This window comes from Campylobacter sp. BCW_4332, assembly GCF_001763175.1.
Classification (GTDB): domain Bacteria; phylum Campylobacterota; class Campylobacteria; order Campylobacterales; family Campylobacteraceae; genus Campylobacter_D; species Campylobacter_D jejuni.
Window position 1 is genome coordinate 1 of record NZ_MJYF01000053.1, and the last position, 20,072, is coordinate 20,072.

A 20,072-nucleotide genomic window follows, 5' to 3' on the forward strand; every position below is an offset into this window, starting at 1 on the left:
TTGTTTTAAAAAAGCATTAGCAAAACTTATTTTAGAATTTTCTTTACTTTCTTTATTAGCTTTACTTTGTGAAAGTATAGAATTATAATTTGAGCTATCATTGATACTAAAGATACTCATATTAATTCCTTAATTTAGATTTTTTTGCCTTCAATCTAAATATATTAAAATAATATAAGCAAGATCTGTTCCGTTTTGAGGTGGAGTTATTTTTCTAAATAAATTTTTAAAGCCCTTTCATAGTCTTCTTTAGTATCAATCCCCATGCTTGTTGTTGAAATTTCAAGCATTTTGATTTTTTTACCATTTTCTATAGCTCTTAATTGCTCTAATTTTTCCGCTCTTTCAAGTGCAGAACTTGATAAAGAACAAAATTCCCTTAAAGCTTTGACACTATAAGCATAAATGCCTAAATGCCCTTTAAAACTTTCCTCGTAATTTTCTCTTTCATAAGGGATTTTAGCTCTTGAAAAATACAAAGCATACCCTTCTTTATCGCAAAGCACTTTAACCAGATTAGGATCCATAGCTTCTTCTTGAGTAATTTTTTTATAACAACTCGCCATAAAAGCTTTTTTATCCAAGCAAGAACTTGCAAATTCTTTAAATTTTAATAAATTTTCACATTCTATAAAAGGCTCATCAGCTTGGACATTGATAATAATCTCATCATCTTTTAAAGCTAGTTTCTTACAAGCTTCATTAATCCTATCCGTACCACTTTCATGATCTTTGCTTGTTAAAACCGCATTTAAACCATATTCTTTAGCGATACTTAAAACCTTTTCATCGTCTAAAGCTATACAAACTTCATCTACATTACTTACCCTTCTTGCAGTAGCCACAAACATAGGCACTCCACCTATATCACATAAAATTTTCTCATGAAAACGACTTGATTTTAATCTTGCAGGGATAATAATCATTTTTGCATCCAATCTAAAATTTCTTTTTTTATATTTCTGGCTTCAAATACCTTTTCATCGCTATTTTTCAAGTCAAATAAAGCCAAAATTTCATCTTTAACTTGGACATTAAACTCTTTAGCTATAAATTTTAAATCTTCTTTTTCATTCTTAGAATCCCTATCATATAAAGCTTTTATCATACTTGGAGTAAATTTTGTCCATTCTGCTGTCGAAGTGATAATGCTAGGTTTTAAAGGATCAAGCATTTTAAAACAAGTTGCGGTATGCGGATCGATTAAAATTTTACTTTGTTTGATAAATTGCATACATTCTTCATCGGTGCAAAAATCCGCCTCAAAATCTTCTTGCAAACTTTGTAATTCTTCTTTTTCAAGTTTAAAATATCTCTCATTTTTTAACAAATTCATCAGTTCTTTAGTTCTTTTATCTTTAAATTTCGCAAACAAAAGTCTTTCGATATTAGATGAAATAAGTATATCCATAGCTGGAGAAATAGTCTTCTTAAGACTTTTTTCACGCAAATCATAAATGCCCTGATTAAAAAATTCGCTCAAAATATTATTCGCATTTGAAGCAATTTTGATTTTTGAAATTTTAGCTCCCATTTTTTTAGCATAAAAAGCTCCTAAAGCATTGCCAAAATTTCCACTTGGAACGATGATTTGCACTTCTTCTAAAAACTCATTAAAAAGTTTTAAACTCGCATAATAATGATAAATAATCTGAAATAAAATACGTCCAAAATTTACAGAATTAGCTGCGCAAAGCTCATAATTTAAAGCTTTAATTTCATTTTGAAAATCTTTTGAAAAAAGCAATTCTTTTAAAGTGCGTTGCGCTGCGTCAAAATCCTCATCTATAGCAAAAACTTTCAAATTATCCTTATCTAAAGCTCGCATTTGCAACTCTTGAACTCCACTTGTGCCACCTTTTGGATACATACAAGCTACTTTAACATTTTTTGCATTTTCAAAACTTTTTAGGGTTGCAGGCCCTGTATCGCCACTTGTAGCACAGATAATTAAAATATTTTTATCCTTTGAAAATTCGCTTAAAAGCACACCAAAAGGCTGTAAAGCCATATCTTTAAAAGCTCTTGTAGGCCCATGCCAAAGCTCGTTAATATAGGTTTTTTCAGAGATTTTTTGCAAAGAAATAGGTGTATTTTTATCATCAAAGCTTTCGTAACTTTTCAAAGCCTTTTTGAAAAGCTCTTCTTCACCAAAACCAAAACTTTCTATAAGCTTTAAAGCAAAATCTTTATAAGATAAATTAGCATATTTTTCTCCTTCAAAAATAGGCAAATTTAAAGGTGAGTAAAGCCCTCCTTCTGGGGCGTTTGGGTTAATCAAAGCTTCCTTAAAACTTGATACATTATTTACATTTCTGCTCTCGACCAATTTCACTATTCAAACTCCTTAATATAAGTTTTTATTTTTTCTCTTAATGAATCTTTTAATTCTGTATTTAATTCTATAATTTGACATTTAAAACCAAAATCTTTAACTTTAACAAAATCCTTAAAAGTAAGCATTAGTGTATCGCAATTATGTTTTTTTAGCAAATTTTCTAATTCTTCTTTTTTAAATTCATAATGATCTTTAAAAAAATAACAAGCCCTTGCTTTGATAAAATGCTCATGCAATCTAAAAGGTTTAGCAATAGCAGTTACCAAAACAGCCTTTGGATTTTCTTTTACAAAAGAATAACGCACAAAATCCCTACCTTCTAATGCAATAAAATCAGCCCTTTTTTCATAAAATTTTGGCAAACGATAAGCTCCACTTGGCAAAGTAAAATTAAAATAAGGTTTGATTTTACTTTCAAGTAAAATATCAAATTTTTTAATATGAAATTTAGAAAAAGCATCATCAAGTACAACGATTTTAGCTCCCAACTCAAAAGCTTTTTCAATACCTTTTACCCTATCTTCACTTACAATCACACCTTTGATATTTTCTTCAAAAGCATACTCCATAGCTTCATCGCCACTTTGTGCTAAGGTGCATAAAATTTCATTTTGATTTTTAACAACAAACAAACCTTTAGATTTTCTTTTATAGCCCCTAAGCACTATAAAAACGCCATCAAATTCCCTTGCTATAGCTTTACAAAGCGGGGTTTTTCCATTACCTCCAAAACTTAAATTACCAACGCTAATAACAGGTTTTTTAAAAACTATTTTTTTACGAAAAAAAGTATTTAAAATCGCAAAAAAAGCATAAAACACACTTAAAGGAAAAAGTATAAAAGCAAGGCATTTTTGCCAAAAATTAGGCTTAAAAAAATAATTATCAAGCCAAAGTTCATAATTTTTTTCTTCACTCATTGTTTAAATTTCCAAAATTTCAGGCATTTTTCCCTTAAAAGCATTTTTTTGCATGCGATTTTTTAGCATGGCAATCAAAGAAGGATCAAGCGTTCTTAAAAGTTTTTCGTCATTAGTTTCTAAGGCTTTTAAACCTTCATCGATTTTTACATAAGAAAAACCTAAATCCGCCTCATCACTTTGATTTTCCCAAAGATCCGCACTTGGAGCTTTTTTGATGAAATTTTCATGCAAATTAAGGTATTTTGCTAAGGCATAAATTTCACTTTTATAAAGCGATCCTATAGGGTTAAAAGCACAAGCTAAATCCCCATAAATCGTACCATAACCTAAAAGCAATTCACTTTTATTAGAAGTACCTACGACTAAAGAATTTTTCAAGGCAGAATAATCATAAAGCAAACTCATTCTAATACGCGCTGCAAAATTTCCCAAAGATACTAGAGTAGTATTTTCACTTTGTTTTATAAAAGCATCTAAAATACTTTGAATTTCTATGATTTTGTATTCAAGATTTAAATCCGCACAAAGCCTTAAAGCATCTTCGAGATTGGCTTTATTTGAAATTTGAGTTGGCATTAAAAGAGCAAAAACATTCTCTTTTAAAGCTCTTTTGCAAAGCGTTGCTACTAAAGCAGAATCAATCCCGCCACTAAGCCCCAAAACAACACCTTGACTTTGAGAATTTTTCACTTTTTCTTGTATAAAATCACACATTTTTTCTGTTATCTTTTGCCAATCCATAAAGCTTGCCTTTTAAAAATTTAATGTATAATTATATTTATTTAAGGCAAATTTTTTATTAAAGAGGTAAAAAATGCAAATTATCAAACAAGCTTGTGGAGCTTATGAGACAAATTGTTATATTTTATTTGATGAGCATGGAGAAATTATCATCGATCCTGGTTTTGATGCACTAAATTTCATCAAAAAACATGTAAAAAATCCTTTAGCAATTTTAAACACTCACGGACATTACGATCATGTTTGGGATAATGAAAAAGTAAAACAAGCCTATCAAATCCCCATTTATATTCATAAAAATGATGCTTTTATGCTTGAAGATCCTTTTAATCAAGGTTTTATGCCTAGCAAAGCGGATTATTTGATTGATGATGAAAATATCATTTCTATAGGCGGACTTGACTTTAAATTTCACTTTTTACCAGGACATACACCAGGTTGCACCATGATAGAAATTGTAGGTAAAAATATCATGTTTAGTGGAGATTTTTTATTTTATAGAAGCATAGGAAGATGGGATTTTCCTTATTCAGATGCAAATTTAATGAAACAAAGCTTAGAAAAAGTTATGACTTACAAAGAAGATTTTAAACTTTTGCCAGGACATGGACAAGAGACTACTTTAAAAGAAGAACAAGTCCATTTACCCTCTTGGCTTAGATACTTTTAAGGTATATTTAAAATGGAATTAGATCAAATTTTATTATATGCTTTTATTTTTTTAAATCTTTTTGCCCTTTTTGGTTTATTTTTGGGAAATAAAAAGAAAAATCAATTTAACGATAAAAAATTTTACAAAATCTGCCCATGTAAAAAAATGGCAGAAAATGGATCTTTAAGTACGATTTGTATTTATTCAGCTGTGGGGGGATTTTTTTATAGTGTATTGTCTATAGGTTTTATAGGTTTTGGTAATTGGACCTTAAATTTTATTTTTTTACTTGCATTATTAAGCGTTTTTTTAGGGTGGAAATTAAAACTTGATTAAAAAATATTTTTAAGAAAAATCCATTGATTTTTCTTAATTTTTATTTAAAAGTTGTACCACCATCAACGATGAAAGTATGTCCTGTCACCCAACTTGCCTTACTTGAACAAAGAAAAAGACATGCTCCGGCTAAATCTTCAGGCTGCCCCATGCGATTTAAAGGGCTCAAATTTATAGTAGCCTGTTTTACTTCTTCATAATTTGTAAAAGCTCTTAAAGCATCAGTTTCAATAGGCCCACCACTTACGACATTTACACGGATATTTTTTTCTCCAAGTTCGGTAGCCGCATATCTTGCCATAGCTTCTACAGCGGCTTTTGCTGTACCATGGCCTGAATAATTTTCTATATACACTAAATTTCCCGTAGATGAGATAGAAATAATGCTTCCACCCCCTACTTTTTCCATCCTTTTAGCTGCTTCTTGTGCGCCCACAACAAAAGCATTCACTGTGGCTGTAAAAATGTTATTAATTCCCTTTGGTTTTAACTTCATAAATTTAGTATAACCACCTACAACCGCACGTCCTGAAATGATAGCATTTGAGATGAAATAATCCACTCTATCAAAATCCGCATCAATTTTTTCAAAAAGTTCTTTATAAGTTTCAGGTTCTAAAATATTAAATTCATAAGCTCTAGCTTTGATTTTATAATTTTTCTCCAAATCTTGCACCATTTCATCAGCAATTTGTGCATTAGAATTATAAGTAAAAGCTATATTTGCACCCACTTTAGCAAATTCATAAACTATAGCCTTACCTATCCCACGAGTTCCACCGCTGATTACTAAAGTTTTTCCTTGAAATTCTGTATTCATTAAAATCCTTTGATCTTATATTTTTTCATCACTTCTTCAATTTTAGCAAAATTTTCCTTACTTGGAGGACAAAGAGGAAGTCTAAACTCCAAACTTTCTATCAATCCAGCTATATACATAGCCGTTTTAATAGGAATAGGATTACTTTCGCAAAATAAAATTTTATTGATATTATAAAGCTCATCATTGATTTTTTTAGCTTCTTTATAATTTTCATCTAAAGCAAAATGAGTTAAAGCACTAATCATATCAGGCAATAAATTTGAAGTTACTGAAATCACTCCCTTTCCACCATTTGAAAGTATAGGATAATTGATCGCATCTTCCCCTGAAATAAGCATCATTCTAGGTTCATGCGCAAGCAAATCCACGCACTTATCGATATTTCCACTCGCTTCTTTTACCCCATAAATATTTTCACAATCTCTAAAAAGCTTGATAATAGTATCCGTTGAAATTTCACAACCTGTTCTTCCTGGAACATTATATAAAAGCACAGGAATATCTACACTTTGCGCAATAGCCTTATAATGCTCATAAAGTCCTTGTTGTGTAGGTTTATTATAATATGGTGCCACACTTAAAATTCCATCAGCTCCATGCTCTTTAGCAAATTTAGCTAAATCCACTGCCTCATGAGTTGCATTACTTCCCGCACCTGCTAAAACCTTAACCTTAGTTCCTTTGCAAGTCTCAACGGCTATTTCTATACAAGTTCTATGTTCTTCATGGGTTAAAGTTGCACTCTCTCCTGTTGTTCCTACTGGAACTACTGCATCGATGCCATTTTCTATTTGTCTTTTAATCAATCTTGCATAACTTTGCTCATCAACTTTTCCATTTTTAAACGGTGTAATAAGAGCCGTCATCGCCCCAATGATAATATTTTTATCCATTTGAATCCTTTCTTAGAATTACCGTAGTTGAATTTTCTTGAATAAAATATTTTTTAGCACAAGAAATCAAATCTTTTAATTCCAAATTTTGTATATCTTTCTCATAATTTAACAAAGGATTGATATCTCCTCTTGCTAGATATGAACCATAAATATTTGCCACTGCACTAGCATTGTTAAGTGAGAAAATAAAATCACTTTTAACATTATTTTTTACTCTTTGCAAATCTTTTTGAGAAATTTTACCCATTTTAAGTTTATCAATGATTTTTAAAAGCTCTTTTTCTACTTTTTCTGCATTAACATTGGGGTTACAATTACAAATAAAAATAAATAAATTTTCATCTATACAATCATTAACATAAGCATAATAATCATTGATTAAATTTAATTTATCAATCAAAATTTCACTCATTAAAGAACTTTTCCCACTTCCTAAAAGCTCAGATAAAGCATTTAAAGCAGGTATATCTTTGTGTTTGAAATTTGGAATTTTATAAGCAAGGGCTAATAGTTCAGTATCTGAGTTTTTATGCAAATATATTCTTTTTGCTCCATCTTGCTTAGGCTCTTTTGTGTGAATTTTAGGTATAGTCTTAGTATTTTTAATCTTCTCAAAATGTTTTTTTGAAAGCTCAAAAACTTCTTTACTTTCTATATCGCCACTTACAAGCAAAATCGCATTTTTAGGTTGATAGTAAATGCTGTGAAATTCTTTAATATCCTCAATACTCCAATTTTCTATATCCTTAAAAAAACCTATAGGAGTCCAATGATAAGGATGATACATAAATGCGTGATTAAAAAGTCTAAAATAAAGATATCCCAAAGGGTTATTATCTGTTCTCCATCTACGCTCTTCTAAAACCACTGCTCTTTCAGGCTGAAACTCTTCATCTTTTAAATTTAAATTCGCCATAAGTTCTGCAAAAAGCTCTAAAGCTTTATCTAAATTTTTCTTCGCACATTTAATATAATAATGAGTATAGTCAAAACCTGTGCTTGCATTATCCACACCACCAAAACCCTTAACAATCTCATCAAATTCGCCAGCTTTTAAATTTTTAGTACTTTTAAAATTTAAATGTTCTAGCATATGAGCTATGCCACTTTTTCCCATGATCTCATTTCTTGAACCCACTTTATAAAAAATATCAACGCTAATCACATCGCTATTTTTATTTACAGGCAAAGCATAAACTTCAAGCTTGTTTTTTAATTGAATTTTTTCATAAGCAATCATTTTAAATTTACCCCAACAGCTTCGCTAATGTGTAAAAAACCATCTTTTCTTAAAAGCTCTATAAGATTTTGATTGATATTTTTTACCAAAGAAGGACCTTTAAAAATAAAAGCTGTATAAACTTGCACCAAATTAGCCCCATTTTTAATACGCTCATAAGCAATATCAGCACTATCAATCCCTCCACTTGCAATAAGCAAGGTTTTACCAAAAAGAATCTTAGCTACTTCTTTGAAAAAAATACCACTTTTTTCCGTAATCAGCCTTCCGCTAATACCACCAAAAGTACGATTATTATCTAACAAGCTATAATCAACACTGGTATTGGCTAATATAAACCCATCTGCACCTTTTTTAATGGCATTTTCACATAAATTTAAAGCATCATCTATTTTCATATCAGGAGCAATTTTTATCAAAATAGGCTTAGAAGTGATTTTTTTGGCTTCTTCAAGCAAGGTATTTAAAAAATCATCATTTTGCAACTCTCTTAAATTTTTAGTATTAGGAGATGAGATATTAACGATAAAATAATCACACAAATCCTTAAAATCTCTAAACAAAGTAAAATAATCCTCCAAGGCTTTGTCATTTGGAGTGATTTTATTTTTCCCTATATTTACCCCTAAAGGCAAAACAAAAGGATAAGTTTTTGCAAGCCTTAAAGCAATCTTTTCAGCACCTTCGTTGTTAAAACCCATAGCATTTTGTATACTTTCTTGTTTTACAAGTCTAAATAGACGTGGCTTTTCATTGCCTTCTTGAGGTTTTGGAGTAAAAGTTCCCACTTCTAAAAAGCCAAATCCTAAAGCACTCAAAGGTCTTATCATAGTGGCATTTTTATCAAAGCCTCCTGCTAAACCTACAGGATTATTAAAATCAAGTCCAAGTAAATTTTGTCTTAAACTCTCATCATCAACTATATATTTGTGTGCTAAAAAACTTAAAGCTCCTGGAAAACTGGCACTTAAAGCTCTTAAGCTATATTCAACCAAAGCATGTGCATGCTCAGGGTTTAACTTAAAAAGTAAAGGTTTTATCATTTCATAAGCCATTTTTTAATCCTTTTTAAAATTCTAACTAAAATTAACTAAAGCTAGGCTTTGTTTTTTCTTTGCTTTTAAATTTTTGGTATAAAGAACAAGTTTGCAAAAGCTCTTCATCTTTACCTATTGCCAATACCTTGCCCTTATCCAATACTACTATTTTATCTGCATTTTCTATAGTGCTTAAACGATGTGCAACCACTAAAATCAATCTGTCTTGTTTTAAGTTTTCTATAGTTTTAACTATTGCTTTTTCACTTTCATTATCCAAAGCTGAAGTTGCTTCATCAAAAATAAGCACATCAGGATTTTTATATAAAGCTCTAGCGATTGCTATTCTTTGTTTTTGCCCTCCACTTAAGTTCTTACCATGTTCTTTTACTTCAGCCCAAATCCCGCCCATTTCTTTAACAAATTCATAGGCATTGGCCAATTTTAAAGCTTGGATAACTTTTTCTTCTTCTAACTCTTCGCTATAAGCAATATTTGCAGCAAAACTATCATTAAAAAGATAAATATTTTGTGTTACAAGTCCTATTTTAGCATGTAAGCTTTCTATGGTAAAAGTACTAATATCTTCTTGATTGAGTAAAATTTTACCTTTTTGCTTTTCATAAAAATACATCAAAAGATTAATAATAGAAGATTTACCACCCCCACTTGTCCCTACAAGAGCAAGCATTTGCCCTTTAACAAAATCAAAATTTACGCCTTTTAAAACACTTTTATGCGGGTTTTCATAAGCAAATTCAACATTTTCAAAGCTAATTTTTTCAATGTTTTTTAATTCTTTGCTTCCACCTTTAATTTGAGGTTCTAAATCCAATAAATAAAAAGTTCTTTCACTTGCCGCAACAGCACCTTGAAGTTTTCCATATAAAGACGAAAGACGCTTTAAAGGAGTATATATCGCAAAAAGTGCCGAAACAAAACTGATAAAACTTCCCACACTCATAGAACCATTGATAACCTCTCTACCCCCTACAATAATCACCACAGCAACCCCAACAGAGCCCATCATATCCATTAAAGGACTTGTAAGTGCATCAATACGTGCGGATTTTAGGTTTAATTTACATAAAGTATCATTATGCTTAGCAAATTTATCACTTTCTTTTTTTTCATTATCATTAGCTTTGATCAATTCAATATTTGAAAAAATTTCACCCAAATAAGAAAGTAAATCCGAATTTGTTTCTTGTATATTTCTTGCATATTTTTTAAGTTTTTTAGCAAACCACACCAAAGGGAAAATAGCTAAAGGCAAAATCACTAAAGCAAAAAAAGCCAAAGTAGGACTTTGATACAAGACTACCGCAAGCAGTCCTATAGCAGTTAAAAGCTCTCTAAAAAAATCAGGAATAATGTTTGATACTATGCTTTGAAGCGCATTAATATCATTAGTGCAACGACTTACAAGCTCCCCACTTCTATAGCGTTTAAAAAAATCCATATCCAAGCGTAAAATATTTTTTAAAACCCTAGCACGCAATACTCTTAACATATCTGTTCCTATAAAGGAAACATAAAAACTTTGCAAATAAGTTCCAAGATTTTTAAAAAAATACATCAATACTAGCAAAAAAGGCACTGTATAAAGTAAAGCTTCATTTTTTTCAACGAAAATATAATTTAAAATAGGCTCTAAAGCATAAAAACTTCCAGCAGTTCCTCCGCTTGCTAAAATCATACCAAAAATAGCTATAGCAAATTGCTTCCAATATCTTTTATAAAAGGGCTTAAAGCGTATTAAAACCTCTTTTAAATTCATCTCATTATGCATTTATTTTCTCCCAAATTGTTCCATTTGGAGTATCTAAAAGAGTGATTTTTTTATTACTTAGTTGTTCCCTTATTGCATCAGCTGTGTTAAAATCTTTGTTTTTCTTAGCCTCAGTTCGTTCTAAAATTAACTTTTCAATTTCTTCTCGTTCTTCTTTGCCTACACCCCATTGAAAATATAAAGTTGTATCCATAAAACCAAAGCCAAAAATTTTAGCTAGCTCACTTAAAGCTTTTTTGATATTTTGTTTTAAAATTTTATTTTTGCTTTCTTTATCCAACTCTAAATTTGCATTACTTATAAAATCATCCAAAAGAGCTAAGGCTTTAGAAATATTTAAATCATCATTTAAAATCTCTAAAATTTGCTTAGCAATTTCGCTTTTTATTTCAATATCATTTAAAACATCAAAATCAGAAATTTCACCTAAATCCAATCTTTTTTTAAGGCGATAAAATTTATCTAAACGTTTTTTAGCATTTTCTAAATCCGATAAAGAATAATTAAAATGAGATCTATAATGAGAACTCAAAAGATAAAATCTTAGAGCCTCGCCCATAAATTCTTTTAAAGCATCTTTTATGAAAAAACTATTATTTAAACTTTTACTCATTTTTTCACCATCGATTTTTACAAAACCATTGTGAAGCCAAATATTTGCTAATTTTCTCTTACATCCACAACGACATTGCGCAGCCTCATTTTCATGATGAGGAAAAAGCAAATCTATCCCTCCAGCATGTATATCAAGAGTATTTTCAAAAATAGAATCAATCATAGCAACACATTCAGTATGCCAACCCGGACGCCCTTTGCCAAATTCACTTTCGTAAAAATTTTCATCAAATTTCCAAAGCACAAAATCGCTTTCATTTCTTTTTTGCACTTCATTACTTAAACGAGAGATATTTTCTTCTAAATTGCGATTTGATAGGCTTAAATATTTTTCATCTTTACTTGTATCAAAATAAATTCCATCTTCTAGAGTATAAACAAACCCATCCTTGGCAAGCTTTTTAATCAAATCAAGCATAGCTGTTATATAATGCGTTGCACGAGGCTTAAAATCGGGATCTAATACATTTAAAGCCCTCATATTCTCTTCATAACTTTTGATGTAAAATTCCGTAATTTCCTCTAAAGTTTGACCACTTTGAGCCATTTTTTTTAAGATTTTATCATCAATATCTGTGTAATTTCTAGCAAATTTTACCCTATTGCCCTGAGCAAGTAAAACCCTACGCAAAAGATCAAAGCAAACACTACTTCTTGCATGTCCTAAATGTGCATCATCATAAACCGTAGGTCCGCATAAGTAAATACTAATATCTTTTTTATCAAGTTTTATTTTCTCTTTTACTACACTGTCTAACAATCTCATTAAAAAACTCCTTTAAAACTTGTAAAAATTCCTATAAAAAACTTAAAATATAAGGTTTGATCAAAATAAGTAAGATTGTAAAAACAATCAAAGCAACTATAACCAATAAGCAAATTTTAATAGATATTAAAGCAAAAAATTTCTTAAAACCAAATTCTTTGATATTAGCTCCAAGCAAATAAAAAGCACTAATAGAGCTTGAAAGTGCTACTGCAACAACCTTTAAACTTTCATCTTTAATCAAAAATATAAAAGCCATAGAACATAAAGCACTGATAATTAAAGATTTTACCGCGATCCAAGCTGCTGTTTTTTGTTTAAATTTTGCATAAAGCCACAAAGAAAAAAGCTTTTGCAAACCAAAAGGTAAAAGCCCTATAAGATAAGCAATCAAAACATAAGCCGTAATCACACTATCTTCGTGAGTGAAATTTCCTCTTTCAAATAAAAGCTTTGAAATTTCCAAAGCAAACACAGAACCTACAATACTAGAAACAATAAGCAAAATACTTAAAAGCGCTAATGCTCTTTGCATAAATTTTAAAGCTAAATTTTCTTGATCACTTTTTAAATGTTTTAAAATTTTTGGAAAAGAAACTTGAGTTAAAGCGATAGCAAAAAGTGCAAGGGGGAGTTGGAAGACACGATTTGCATAATAAAGATAAGAAATACTCCCGCTCACTAAAAAACTAGCTATGGTTGTATCAAGCAATGAGCTAAATTGAGTCGCAGAAGAACCTAAAACTCCATGAAAAAAATTGCCATAAAAACCTTGTAATTGCGCCTTGGCTTTTTTAAATTTTATACTTAAAGCCATAGCACGGATTACAGGATTGTTTTTTAAAACAAGCAAATGTAAAATAAGCTGTGCCACCCCACTTAAAACCGTTGCATAAGAAAAATAATAAAGTGTATTTTGCGGTGCATTTTTATCCACAAAAAAGGCAGCTATAACAATACTTAAGTTAAATAATGCCGCAGAAAAAGAGGTAATGAAAAATTTTTGTCTATAATTTAAAATAGCTCCTAAAAAAGTAACTAAAAAAATAAAAAACAAATACCAAAAATTAATCGCTACCAAAGGAGCTGCTAAAGCTATAGTATCTGCGTTAAATCCAAAAGCAAAAAGCTTGGTAAAAAAAGAGGAGAAAAAACTTACCAAAAGACAAAATAAAAAAACTATAAGGCTAAATTGCATCATTACACTAACGCAAAAAGCTCCTTTTTTTTTCGCTTTTACAAAATTAGGCAAAAAACTTTGTCCAAAAGCTCCTTCTGCAAAAATTCTTCTAAAAAAAGCAGGCATTTTTAAAGCCACAAAAAAAATATCACTATAAAGCCCTGCTCCTAAAAAAAGCGCTATTAAAACATCTCTAGCAAGCCCTAAAATTCTTGAAAATAAAATTCCTAAAGCATTGATAATAAAATTTTTAAATACTAAACTCTTCATTAAATTTTTTCATAAATTTCAAAATATAAAGAGAACTATTTTAACTAAAATTGATTAAAAATTGACTATAATTACATTCTTAATTTTTTACAAGGGGAAAGTTTTGGCTTTGGATGAAAAAATTATTGCCTATACAGAAAATCCAGCTCGAGAGCTTTTAAGCGTAGCTTCACGAACAAACCTTAGCTTAAATGAGCTTGATTTTAGTTTATTGGCATTTTCTACACAATATCGTTTTGGAGATTTAGAATGGGAAAAAATCTCTGAAAAAGAATTAACTCTTTTTGATAAAGATGAAATTTTTTTAAAAAATGATTTCCAAATCAAGCAAGAATACAAAATAGAAATTTTCCACGGTATAAACCAAAGCAAAGCATCTCAAGCAGTCAAACTAGTTGCGAATAAAAATTTAACCAAAATAATTGCTCAAATTGATTTTACAAATTTAGACTTTCATGAAAAACTAGCACTAGAACTTTTGCAAAATATTTATAAAAAGATGTTGAAACTTAAATTTTTAATAGGTATCCGCATTTTTGATTTTAAGAAAAATTTAATGTCTTTTTGCAATCAACATAAAAACACCCCTTTAAATAAAACTATACAAATCACCGTTGCACAAGGTATTGATCCTATAGAAAGTCAAGATGAATCCCTGATCTTGACTTATAAAGAAAAAACCAAAAACTACACTATCGATGAAAAACGCTCAGGTATTATTGTTGTTGATGAAAATGAAGTTGTTTTAAAACACGCCAAATTTAAACAAGGTAAAGAAGGAAAAGACTTAAATTTACACACCTTAAAAGTTTTAGCCACAAATGAAAATAAAGTTAAATTTTCTTGTTCTTCGGCTTTTAAACAAGTAGAGCAAGATGGATACACAGAATATATAGCTTTAAAAAAAGGTTATGTAGTACAAGATGGTGAAAAATTTGATATTGCCAATGAACTAGATTTTAATGGGGTAGATTTTAAAAATATAGGGATTATAAGAGCTGGACTAGACAAAAATGTCAAAATCAATATAAAATTTCTTTCAGAAGTAAAAGATGCTGTAAATTCTGGTGTTGGGATAGAATGTGAAGAATTAAATGTAGTCGGAAGCGTAGGAAGCAACACTCAACTTAATGCCACCAAAATGAAAATTGAAGGCACTACACACTCTAAAGCCAAAATTCAAGCCAAACAAGCCTATATAAAAACTCATAGAGGATTTGCGGAAGCCGAAATTTTAAATATAGATTTGCTCGAAGGTGGAACAATCAAAGCCAAAGAAGTGAGAATTAAAAAAAGTTTAGGCGGAAATATACAAGCTGATAAAATCTATATAGAAAATTTAGAAAGTAATAATTCTTGTGTGTTTTTTGAAAACACCACAATAGAACGCATTAACGGGGGTAACAATAAATTTCATGCTAAAATTAAAACTCTTGATAAAAATTATGATGAAGAATTTGCGATTTTAGGAGAGCAAATTTCTAAGTTAAATCATAAAATAAATAAAATAAGACAATACATTTTATCAAGTAAAAATGGAATTTTAAGCGTTGAAAAAAAGATAACAGAACTTAAAAATCAAGGTCAAAATGTTCCTGTACAATACGAAAAAGCCCTAAAAGATTTCTCTTTACAAAATCTTGAATTAAATAAACTACAAAATGAAGAAAAAGAACTTCTTGAACGCAAAAAATCTTTACAATTAGAATTAATCAATTTACAAAAAATGCTTTTTGAAGCAACTTTTATAAATAAAAGTGGCAAATGGACTGATATGAATGAGATCAAATTTTCACTTCTAGAGCCTAAAGAAGATATTTTTTACTCTTCATTTGTTAATGAAAGTGCTAAATTTATAGGCATTAAAAAAGTCATACAAAACAACCAAGAAAGTATAGAAATACATAAAAAATTAGATTATGAAGAAAAGGATATAGCATGGTTGTCGGCATCGAAGGAATAATCACAAAAAAAGAACCTACTTTTATCATTGTTAAATGCGCTAGTGGTTTAAGCTATGGGATATTTATTTCGCTTTTTTGTTCTGCTAAAATTCAAACTCAAGAAAAGCATGAGTTTTTTATTACTCAAATCATCAAAGAAGATTCTAATAAATTTTATGGTTTCTTGGATAAGGACGAGCAAAAAATGTTTGAAATGCTTTTAAAAGTCAATGGAGTGGGTGCAAATACTGCTATGGCAGTATGCTCTAGTCTTGATGTAAATTCTTTTTACAGAGCATTAAGTTTAGGCGATGAAAGTGTGCTTAAAAAAGTACCTGGCATAGGTCCAAAAAGTGCAAAACGCATTATAGTAGAACTTTCTGACACAAAAACCAAACTTGAAAATGTAAGCGATGATAAAAGCGAAGCCTTAGCCGCACTTCTTACTCTAGGCTTTAAACAAGAAAAAATCATAAGTGTTTTAACAAGTGCTCAAGCAACAAGCACAAGCGAACTCATCAAAGAAGCTCTTAAAAAACTAGGATAAAGGAATAAAATGAAATTTGCAATACTTTTTGGCGGAAATTCTTATGAACATGAGATCAGTATAATAAGTGCTGTGGTACTTAAAAAAGTTATCAATCAAAATTTAGAATTTATTTTTTGCGATGAAAAAAGAAGGTTTTATCATATCCCAAGTGAAAAAATAAATTCTAAAACTTTTAGCACCAAAGCTTATAAAAAAGAAAAAGAACTCTTCATCAAACAAGGAGGTTTTTTTAGCAAAGGTTTTTTAAAAGAAAATAAACTAGAGTGCGAATGCGTGATCAATCTTATCCATGGTAGAGATGGAGAAGATGGAAAAATTGCAGCTTTATTTGAGTTTTATTCTATTAAATTTATAGGACCTAGGCTTGAAGCTAGTGTATTATCTTTTAACAAAGAACTTACCAAACTTTATGCCAAAAGCGTTGGAGTAAAAACACTTGATTATACCATGCTAAGAAAAAATCAAAACTCTAAAGAAAAGCTTAGTTTTCCTTGCATTATCAAACCTGCAAGACTTGGAAGTAGTATAGGTATTAGCATAGTAAAAGATGAAAAAGATTTAGAATACGCCAAAGATGTAGGTTTTGAATTTGATAATGATCTTGTAGTAGAAGAATTTAAAAACAATATCAAAGAATACAATCTTGCAGGATGCATGATCAATGATGAGTTTGTTTTTTCTATCATAGAAGAGCCAAAGAAAAAAGAATTTTTAGACTTTGAACAAAAATATCTTAGCTTTTCAGGACACAATGAGCTTATAGAAGCAGATTTAAGCGAAGAATTAAAAGAAAAACTCAAAGATAGCTTTAAAAAGATTTACAATCCTTTGTTTAAAGGTGCTTTAATACGCTGCGATTTTTTTATACTGGATAATGAAGTATATTTAAATGAAATCAACCCAAATCCTGGTTCTTTGGCTAATTATCTTTTTAAAGATTTTAATACCACTTTAAACGCTTTAGCTGATCAAATTTCACTTGAAAAAATGATAAAAATCAACTACAACTTCCTTCACTCCATCAACGGACAAAAAGGAAAATTATAAGCTTTTAAGTCAAAATACGCTAAATTATACATAAAATTTAGCGTATTTTAGGAAGAAAAATGCTCTCTTTTAAACAAGATGAAATTTACACTGCCACTGAAGTGGTAAGAAATTTTAGCCCCATTATGGAAAAACTTAAAAAAAGTGAAAGTGGAAAAATAGTTATTTTAAAAAATAACAAATTTGAAGCTGTAATGCTTAGTATGAAAGAATTTGAACGCTTACAAAACGCCATGCAACTTTTAGAAAATATCTACAAAAATCAAAAGGCTTAAAATGGCTCAAACTCAACTTTCTTATAAAAACAAAACTTATCAAATTTCTTATGAAATTTTAGGTGATCTTTCCTTACCGCAAATACTTATCTTACACGGCTGGGGAGCTAATAAAGAACTTATGAAGCAAAGTTTTTGTCCTTTTTTAAAAGATTTTTGTCAAATTTATATGGATTTAGCAGGTTTTGGAAATTCAAGTGTGGAAGAAATTTTAAACACTCAAGATTATGCCAATATCACAGAACTTTTTTTAAAACAAAAAAAACTCAATATCTGTTTTTTCATGGGGCATTCTTTTGGTGGAAAAGTAAGCACCCTGCTCGCAAAAGAAAAAGACATCCTAATCTTACTTTCAAGTGCGGGAATTTTGGCTAAAAAATCCCTAAAAGTGCGTTTTAAAATCCGTATTTTTAAAATTTTAAAACTCTTTGGTTTGGGGAAATTTTATCGCTATTTTGCTAGTAAAGATGGAGAAAATCTTAGTCCTATGATGTATGAAACCTTTAAAAAGGTTGTTGATGAGGATTTTAGTGAAATTTTTGCCAAGCAAAAGGCTAAAAGTTTGATTTTTTGGGGAAAAAGCGATGAAGCTACGCCTTTATATTGTGGCGAGAAAATGCATCAATTTTTAAAAAATAGCACTTTTTATCCTTTAGAGGGGGATCATTTTTTCTTTTTAAAACATTCTGCTTTCATAGCTCAAAAAATTAAGGAAATTTAAATGCTTATCAATACTCTTTATTTTATCAATTCTTTATTTTTTAATTTTTGTATAGCTTTTTATCTTATGAGTGCTTTACAATGGTATTCTTATAAATTTAAGCGCGTGTTTTTTCATTATCATAAACCTTTGTGGCATTTGTATTTTTTATTTATTCCTTATTTTTTATTCTTAGCTTTTCCTTTATACTCTTTGGCATATTTTGCATTGATCCATACTTCGATTTTGTACTTTTGGAACAAAGGTATAGATAAAAAGCTTGTTTTTACAAGCAAGGTCAAATGGTTTTTTGTTTTTGTTTTTGTTTATAATGCTATTTTTGCTATCCTTGCTTTGCGTTTTTCTTTTCTTTTTAATCTTTTTAGTCTTCCTTATGCTTTATTGAGTCTTAAAATTTATGAGTTTTTTACAAATTTATATTATAAAAAACAAGCCAAAGCCAAACTAAGAGCCAATGAAAATTTAAAAATCATACTCATTACCGCAAGTTTTGGAAAAACAAGTATTAAAAATTTTCTATACGAACTTTTAAAAGATAACTTTAAAAGCTACAAAACACCACGCTCTGTCAATACCTTGCTAGGTATAATTGCTGATATCAATACCAATTTAAGCCAAGATACTCAAATTTACATAGCTGAAGCAGGTGCTAGACTTAAAGGCGATATTGATGAAATCACTCGTTTTTTACAACCTCACATCAGCATAGTAGGAGAGATAGGCAATGCACATTTAGAGTATTTTAAAAGTGTTGAAAATATCCGCTCAACCAAACTTGAAGCCTTAAATTCCAAAAGATTAGAAAAGGCTTTTTTACACTCTAGCACCCAAAAAGAAGAAGATAAACTCATCAGCCTTTATGATGATAAATTAAATCTTATTCATTCAAGTCTTGAAGGTTTAGAATTTAAAGTCGATATAGAAAATAAATCCTATGATTTTAAAAGTCAAATTTTAGGGGATTTTAACGCGCAAAATCTTTGTGTTTGTATACTTTGTGCTCATTATCTTGGTATAAAACTAGAAAAAATTCAAAAGCAAGTTTTAAATATAAACTCCGTAGAACATCGCTTGCAAGTGCTTTCAAGAGAGCCTAAATTTATCATAGATGATGGTTTTAATGGAAATTTTAAAGGTATGAGCACAAGCTATGAACTTTGTAAAAGCTATAAAGGACGCAAAGTTTTAGTAAGTCCTGGTATAGTAGAAGTAAGCGAAGAAGAAAATATAAAACTTGCTAAAATCATCAATGAGTGTTTTGATCTTGCTATCATTAGCGCACAAATCAATGCTGAAATTTTCAAAAAAGAGTTAAAAATAAAAACCATTATACTTAAAGAAAAAAGCCAGCTAGTTCAAACTCTAGCTAAAGAAACAAAAAACGGAGATTTAATACTCTTTTCAAACGATGCGCCTAGTTTTATGTGATTCGTATAAGTATTTGCAAATGTCATCATTTTCAATTTGACTTCGTGCAAATACTTCCTAAACCCTAGTTTGTCCTATAAGATTATTTAATCTATCCATTATATTATTTACAAAAGAATTTATACTTTCACTGCTTGCTTTCCAACCATTAGCTTTTGCTTGATTAAACTGATTATCAAACAAAGCTCCACCATAACCTATGCTTGCATTTTGCCAAGCAACTCCTTTTTCCATTGCATAAATACCTGCATCAAGCCAACCATCTTGTGCATAGCCTTTTAATAAACTTGCAAAATCTACCTTGCCTGTCATAATGTCATCTAAGGAAACGCTAAAAGAAGGATTTGCTTTCATTTCTAGCTCAAGTTTTGCTTCACGAACTTTTGCTTCAGGACTCAAAACAACTTGATTTGAAGATGGAATAGGTGAATAAGACTTTAAAAAACTCATAAACAAAGCTTCTTTAGAATAACTTCCATCTTCATTTTGTGGATAAACT

General features: G+C 29.9%; 18 protein-coding genes and 2 pseudogenes. 8 read left to right on the plus strand and 12 right to left on the minus strand.

The genetic code is table 11. From position 1 onward, the window contains the following. Positions 1–206: 206 nt before the first annotated feature. The 4 genes from kdsB to AJN64_RS05960 are packed head-to-tail and all read right to left on the minus strand — an operon-like array spanning position 207 to position 4,002. Positions 207–926, minus strand: coding sequence for a 3-deoxy-manno-octulosonate cytidylyltransferase (gene kdsB / locus AJN64_RS05945; RefSeq protein ID WP_002861453.1), 720 nt, complete (start codon positions 924–926; stop codon positions 207–209). After that, positions 923–2,335, minus strand: a complete 1,413-nt coding sequence (gene thrC, locus AJN64_RS05950; RefSeq protein WP_044780329.1) for a threonine synthase — start codon at positions 2,333–2,335, stop codon at positions 923–925. Before thrC ends, kdsB begins: the two co-directional genes overlap by 4 nt. Beyond that, a complete protein-coding gene (locus AJN64_RS05955; RefSeq protein ID WP_070292797.1) occupies positions 2,335–3,258 on the minus strand; it encodes a tetraacyldisaccharide 4'-kinase in 924 nt (307 codons plus the stop codon). Before AJN64_RS05955 ends, thrC begins: the two co-directional genes overlap by 1 nt. A gap of 3 nt (positions 3,259–3,261) precedes the next feature. Then, positions 3,262–4,002 carry an NAD+ synthase gene (locus tag AJN64_RS05960; RefSeq protein WP_044780328.1) on the minus strand — a complete coding sequence of 247 codons (741 nt, stop codon included), beginning with the start codon at positions 4,000–4,002 and terminating at the stop codon, positions 3,262–3,264. A gap of 73 nt (positions 4,003–4,075) precedes the next feature. Here AJN64_RS05960 and AJN64_RS05965 point away from each other — a divergent pair, with 73 nt between their 5' ends. Continuing rightward, positions 4,076–4,672: an MBL fold metallo-hydrolase gene (locus AJN64_RS05965; protein ID WP_044780326.1), complete on the plus strand. Its 597-nt coding sequence runs from the start codon at positions 4,076–4,078 to the stop codon at positions 4,670–4,672. A gap of 12 nt (positions 4,673–4,684) precedes the next feature. Next, the gene (locus AJN64_RS05970; RefSeq protein ID WP_002867958.1) at positions 4,685–4,990 is read left to right on the plus strand and encodes a hypothetical protein; all 306 of its coding nucleotides are present in this window, start codon (positions 4,685–4,687) and stop codon (positions 4,988–4,990) included. Positions 4,991–5,030: 40 nt separating this feature from the next. Here AJN64_RS05970 and AJN64_RS05975 read toward each other — a convergent pair whose 3' ends face one another. The 7 genes and pseudogenes from AJN64_RS05975 to murJ form a co-directional block, all read right to left on the minus strand. Next, positions 5,031–5,810, minus strand: coding sequence for an enoyl-ACP reductase (locus tag AJN64_RS05975; RefSeq protein WP_002938094.1), 780 nt, complete (start codon positions 5,808–5,810; stop codon positions 5,031–5,033). Beyond that, positions 5,810–6,706 carry a 4-hydroxy-tetrahydrodipicolinate synthase gene (gene dapA / locus AJN64_RS05980; protein WP_044780324.1) on the minus strand — a complete coding sequence of 299 codons (897 nt, stop codon included), beginning with the start codon at positions 6,704–6,706 and terminating at the stop codon, positions 5,810–5,812. Before dapA ends, AJN64_RS05975 begins: the two co-directional genes overlap by 1 nt. Continuing rightward, positions 6,699–7,949 carry a M16 family metallopeptidase gene (locus AJN64_RS05985; protein ID WP_044780323.1) on the minus strand — a complete coding sequence of 417 codons (1,251 nt, stop codon included), beginning with the start codon at positions 7,947–7,949 and terminating at the stop codon, positions 6,699–6,701. The genes dapA and AJN64_RS05985 overlap by 8 nt, the downstream gene beginning before the upstream one ends. Next, entirely contained in the window at positions 7,946–9,004 is a 1,059-nt protein-coding gene (locus tag AJN64_RS05990) for a quinone-dependent dihydroorotate dehydrogenase (RefSeq protein WP_070292798.1), read from the minus strand. Before AJN64_RS05990 ends, AJN64_RS05985 begins: the two co-directional genes overlap by 4 nt. A gap of 31 nt (positions 9,005–9,035) precedes the next feature. Then, positions 9,036–10,778 (minus strand): ABC transporter ATP-binding protein, encoded by a 1,743-nt coding sequence (locus AJN64_RS05995; RefSeq protein WP_002881145.1) that lies wholly within the window; start codon positions 10,776–10,778, stop codon positions 9,036–9,038. Beyond that, positions 10,771–12,159, minus strand: a complete 1,389-nt coding sequence (cysS, locus tag AJN64_RS06000) for a cysteine--tRNA ligase (protein ID WP_002881144.1) — start codon at positions 12,157–12,159, stop codon at positions 10,771–10,773. The genes AJN64_RS05995 and cysS overlap by 8 nt, the downstream gene beginning before the upstream one ends. Continuing rightward, positions 12,159–13,609, minus strand: a pseudogene (gene murJ, locus AJN64_RS06005) (murein biosynthesis integral membrane protein MurJ). Before murJ ends, cysS begins: the two are co-directional and overlap by 1 nt. Positions 13,610–13,712: 103 nt before the next feature. On the opposite strand from murJ, the gene AJN64_RS06010 reads away from it, so the two are divergent. Genes AJN64_RS06010 through AJN64_RS06035 form a run of 6 tightly spaced genes read left to right on the plus strand, consistent with a single transcriptional unit; the run spans position 13,713 to position 19,573 of the window. Next, complete coding sequence (locus tag AJN64_RS06010; RefSeq protein ID WP_070292800.1) at positions 13,713–15,572, plus strand: flagellar assembly protein A; 1,860 nt, start codon at positions 13,713–13,715, stop codon at positions 15,570–15,572. Continuing rightward, positions 15,548–16,099, plus strand: a complete 552-nt coding sequence (gene ruvA, locus AJN64_RS06015) for a Holliday junction branch migration protein RuvA (RefSeq protein WP_070292801.1) — start codon at positions 15,548–15,550, stop codon at positions 16,097–16,099. The genes AJN64_RS06010 and ruvA overlap by 25 nt, the downstream gene beginning before the upstream one ends. A gap of 9 nt (positions 16,100–16,108) precedes the next feature. Beyond that, on the plus strand, positions 16,109–17,149 hold the full coding sequence (locus AJN64_RS06020; protein WP_070292802.1) for a D-alanine--D-alanine ligase: 1,041 nt from the start codon (positions 16,109–16,111) through the stop codon (positions 17,147–17,149). A 59-nt stretch (positions 17,150–17,208) separates the two neighbouring features. After that, entirely contained in the window at positions 17,209–17,424 is a 216-nt protein-coding gene (locus AJN64_RS06025) for a type II toxin-antitoxin system Phd/YefM family antitoxin (protein WP_002852622.1), read from the plus strand. Between the two features lies 1 nt (position 17,425). Further along, positions 17,426–18,145 carry an alpha/beta fold hydrolase gene (locus AJN64_RS06030; protein ID WP_053872746.1) on the plus strand — a complete coding sequence of 240 codons (720 nt, stop codon included), beginning with the start codon at positions 17,426–17,428 and terminating at the stop codon, positions 18,143–18,145. Continuing rightward, positions 18,146–19,573 (plus strand): Mur ligase family protein, encoded by a 1,428-nt coding sequence (locus AJN64_RS06035; protein WP_070292803.1) that lies wholly within the window; start codon positions 18,146–18,148, stop codon positions 19,571–19,573. 57 nt (positions 19,574–19,630) lie between these two features. Here AJN64_RS06035 and AJN64_RS06040 read toward each other — a convergent pair. After that, positions 19,631–20,072 (minus strand): annotated as a pseudogene (locus tag AJN64_RS06040) (hypothetical protein); the annotation flags it as partial.

Coding starts and splice junctions, on each gene's coding strand:
- kdsB (WP_002861453.1), bottom strand. CDS start 926: ATGATTATTATCCCTGCAAGATTAAAATCAAGTCGTTTTCATGAGAAA.
- AJN64_RS05955 (WP_070292797.1), bottom strand. CDS start 3,258: ATGAGTGAAGAAAAAAATTATGAACTTTGGCTTGATAATTATTTTTTT.
- AJN64_RS05960 (WP_044780328.1), bottom strand. CDS start 4,002: ATGGATTGGCAAAAGATAACAGAAAAAATGTGTGATTTTATACAAGAA.
- AJN64_RS05965 (WP_044780326.1), top strand. CDS start 4,076: ATGCAAATTATCAAACAAGCTTGTGGAGCTTATGAGACAAATTGTTAT.
- AJN64_RS05970 (WP_002867958.1), top strand. CDS start 4,685: ATGGAATTAGATCAAATTTTATTATATGCTTTTATTTTTTTAAATCTT.
- AJN64_RS05975 (WP_002938094.1), bottom strand. CDS start 5,810: ATGAATACAGAATTTCAAGGAAAAACTTTAGTAATCAGCGGTGGAACT.
- dapA (WP_044780324.1), bottom strand. CDS start 6,706: ATGGATAAAAATATTATCATTGGGGCGATGACGGCTCTTATTACACCG.
- AJN64_RS05985 (WP_044780323.1), bottom strand. CDS start 7,949: ATGATTGCTTATGAAAAAATTCAATTAAAAAACAAGCTTGAAGTTTAT.
- AJN64_RS05990 (WP_070292798.1), bottom strand. CDS start 9,004: ATGGCTTATGAAATGATAAAACCTTTACTTTTTAAGTTAAACCCTGAG.
- AJN64_RS05995 (WP_002881145.1), bottom strand. CDS start 10,778: ATGCATAATGAGATGAATTTAAAAGAGGTTTTAATACGCTTTAAGCCC.
- cysS (WP_002881144.1), bottom strand. CDS start 12,159: ATGAGATTGTTAGACAGTGTAGTAAAAGAGAAAATAAAACTTGATAAA.
- ruvA (WP_070292801.1), top strand. CDS start 15,548: ATGGTTGTCGGCATCGAAGGAATAATCACAAAAAAAGAACCTACTTTT.
- AJN64_RS06020 (WP_070292802.1), top strand. CDS start 16,109: ATGAAATTTGCAATACTTTTTGGCGGAAATTCTTATGAACATGAGATC.
- AJN64_RS06025 (WP_002852622.1), top strand. CDS start 17,209: ATGCTCTCTTTTAAACAAGATGAAATTTACACTGCCACTGAAGTGGTA.
- AJN64_RS06030 (WP_053872746.1), top strand. CDS start 17,426: ATGGCTCAAACTCAACTTTCTTATAAAAACAAAACTTATCAAATTTCT.
- AJN64_RS06035 (WP_070292803.1), top strand. CDS start 18,146: ATGCTTATCAATACTCTTTATTTTATCAATTCTTTATTTTTTAATTTT.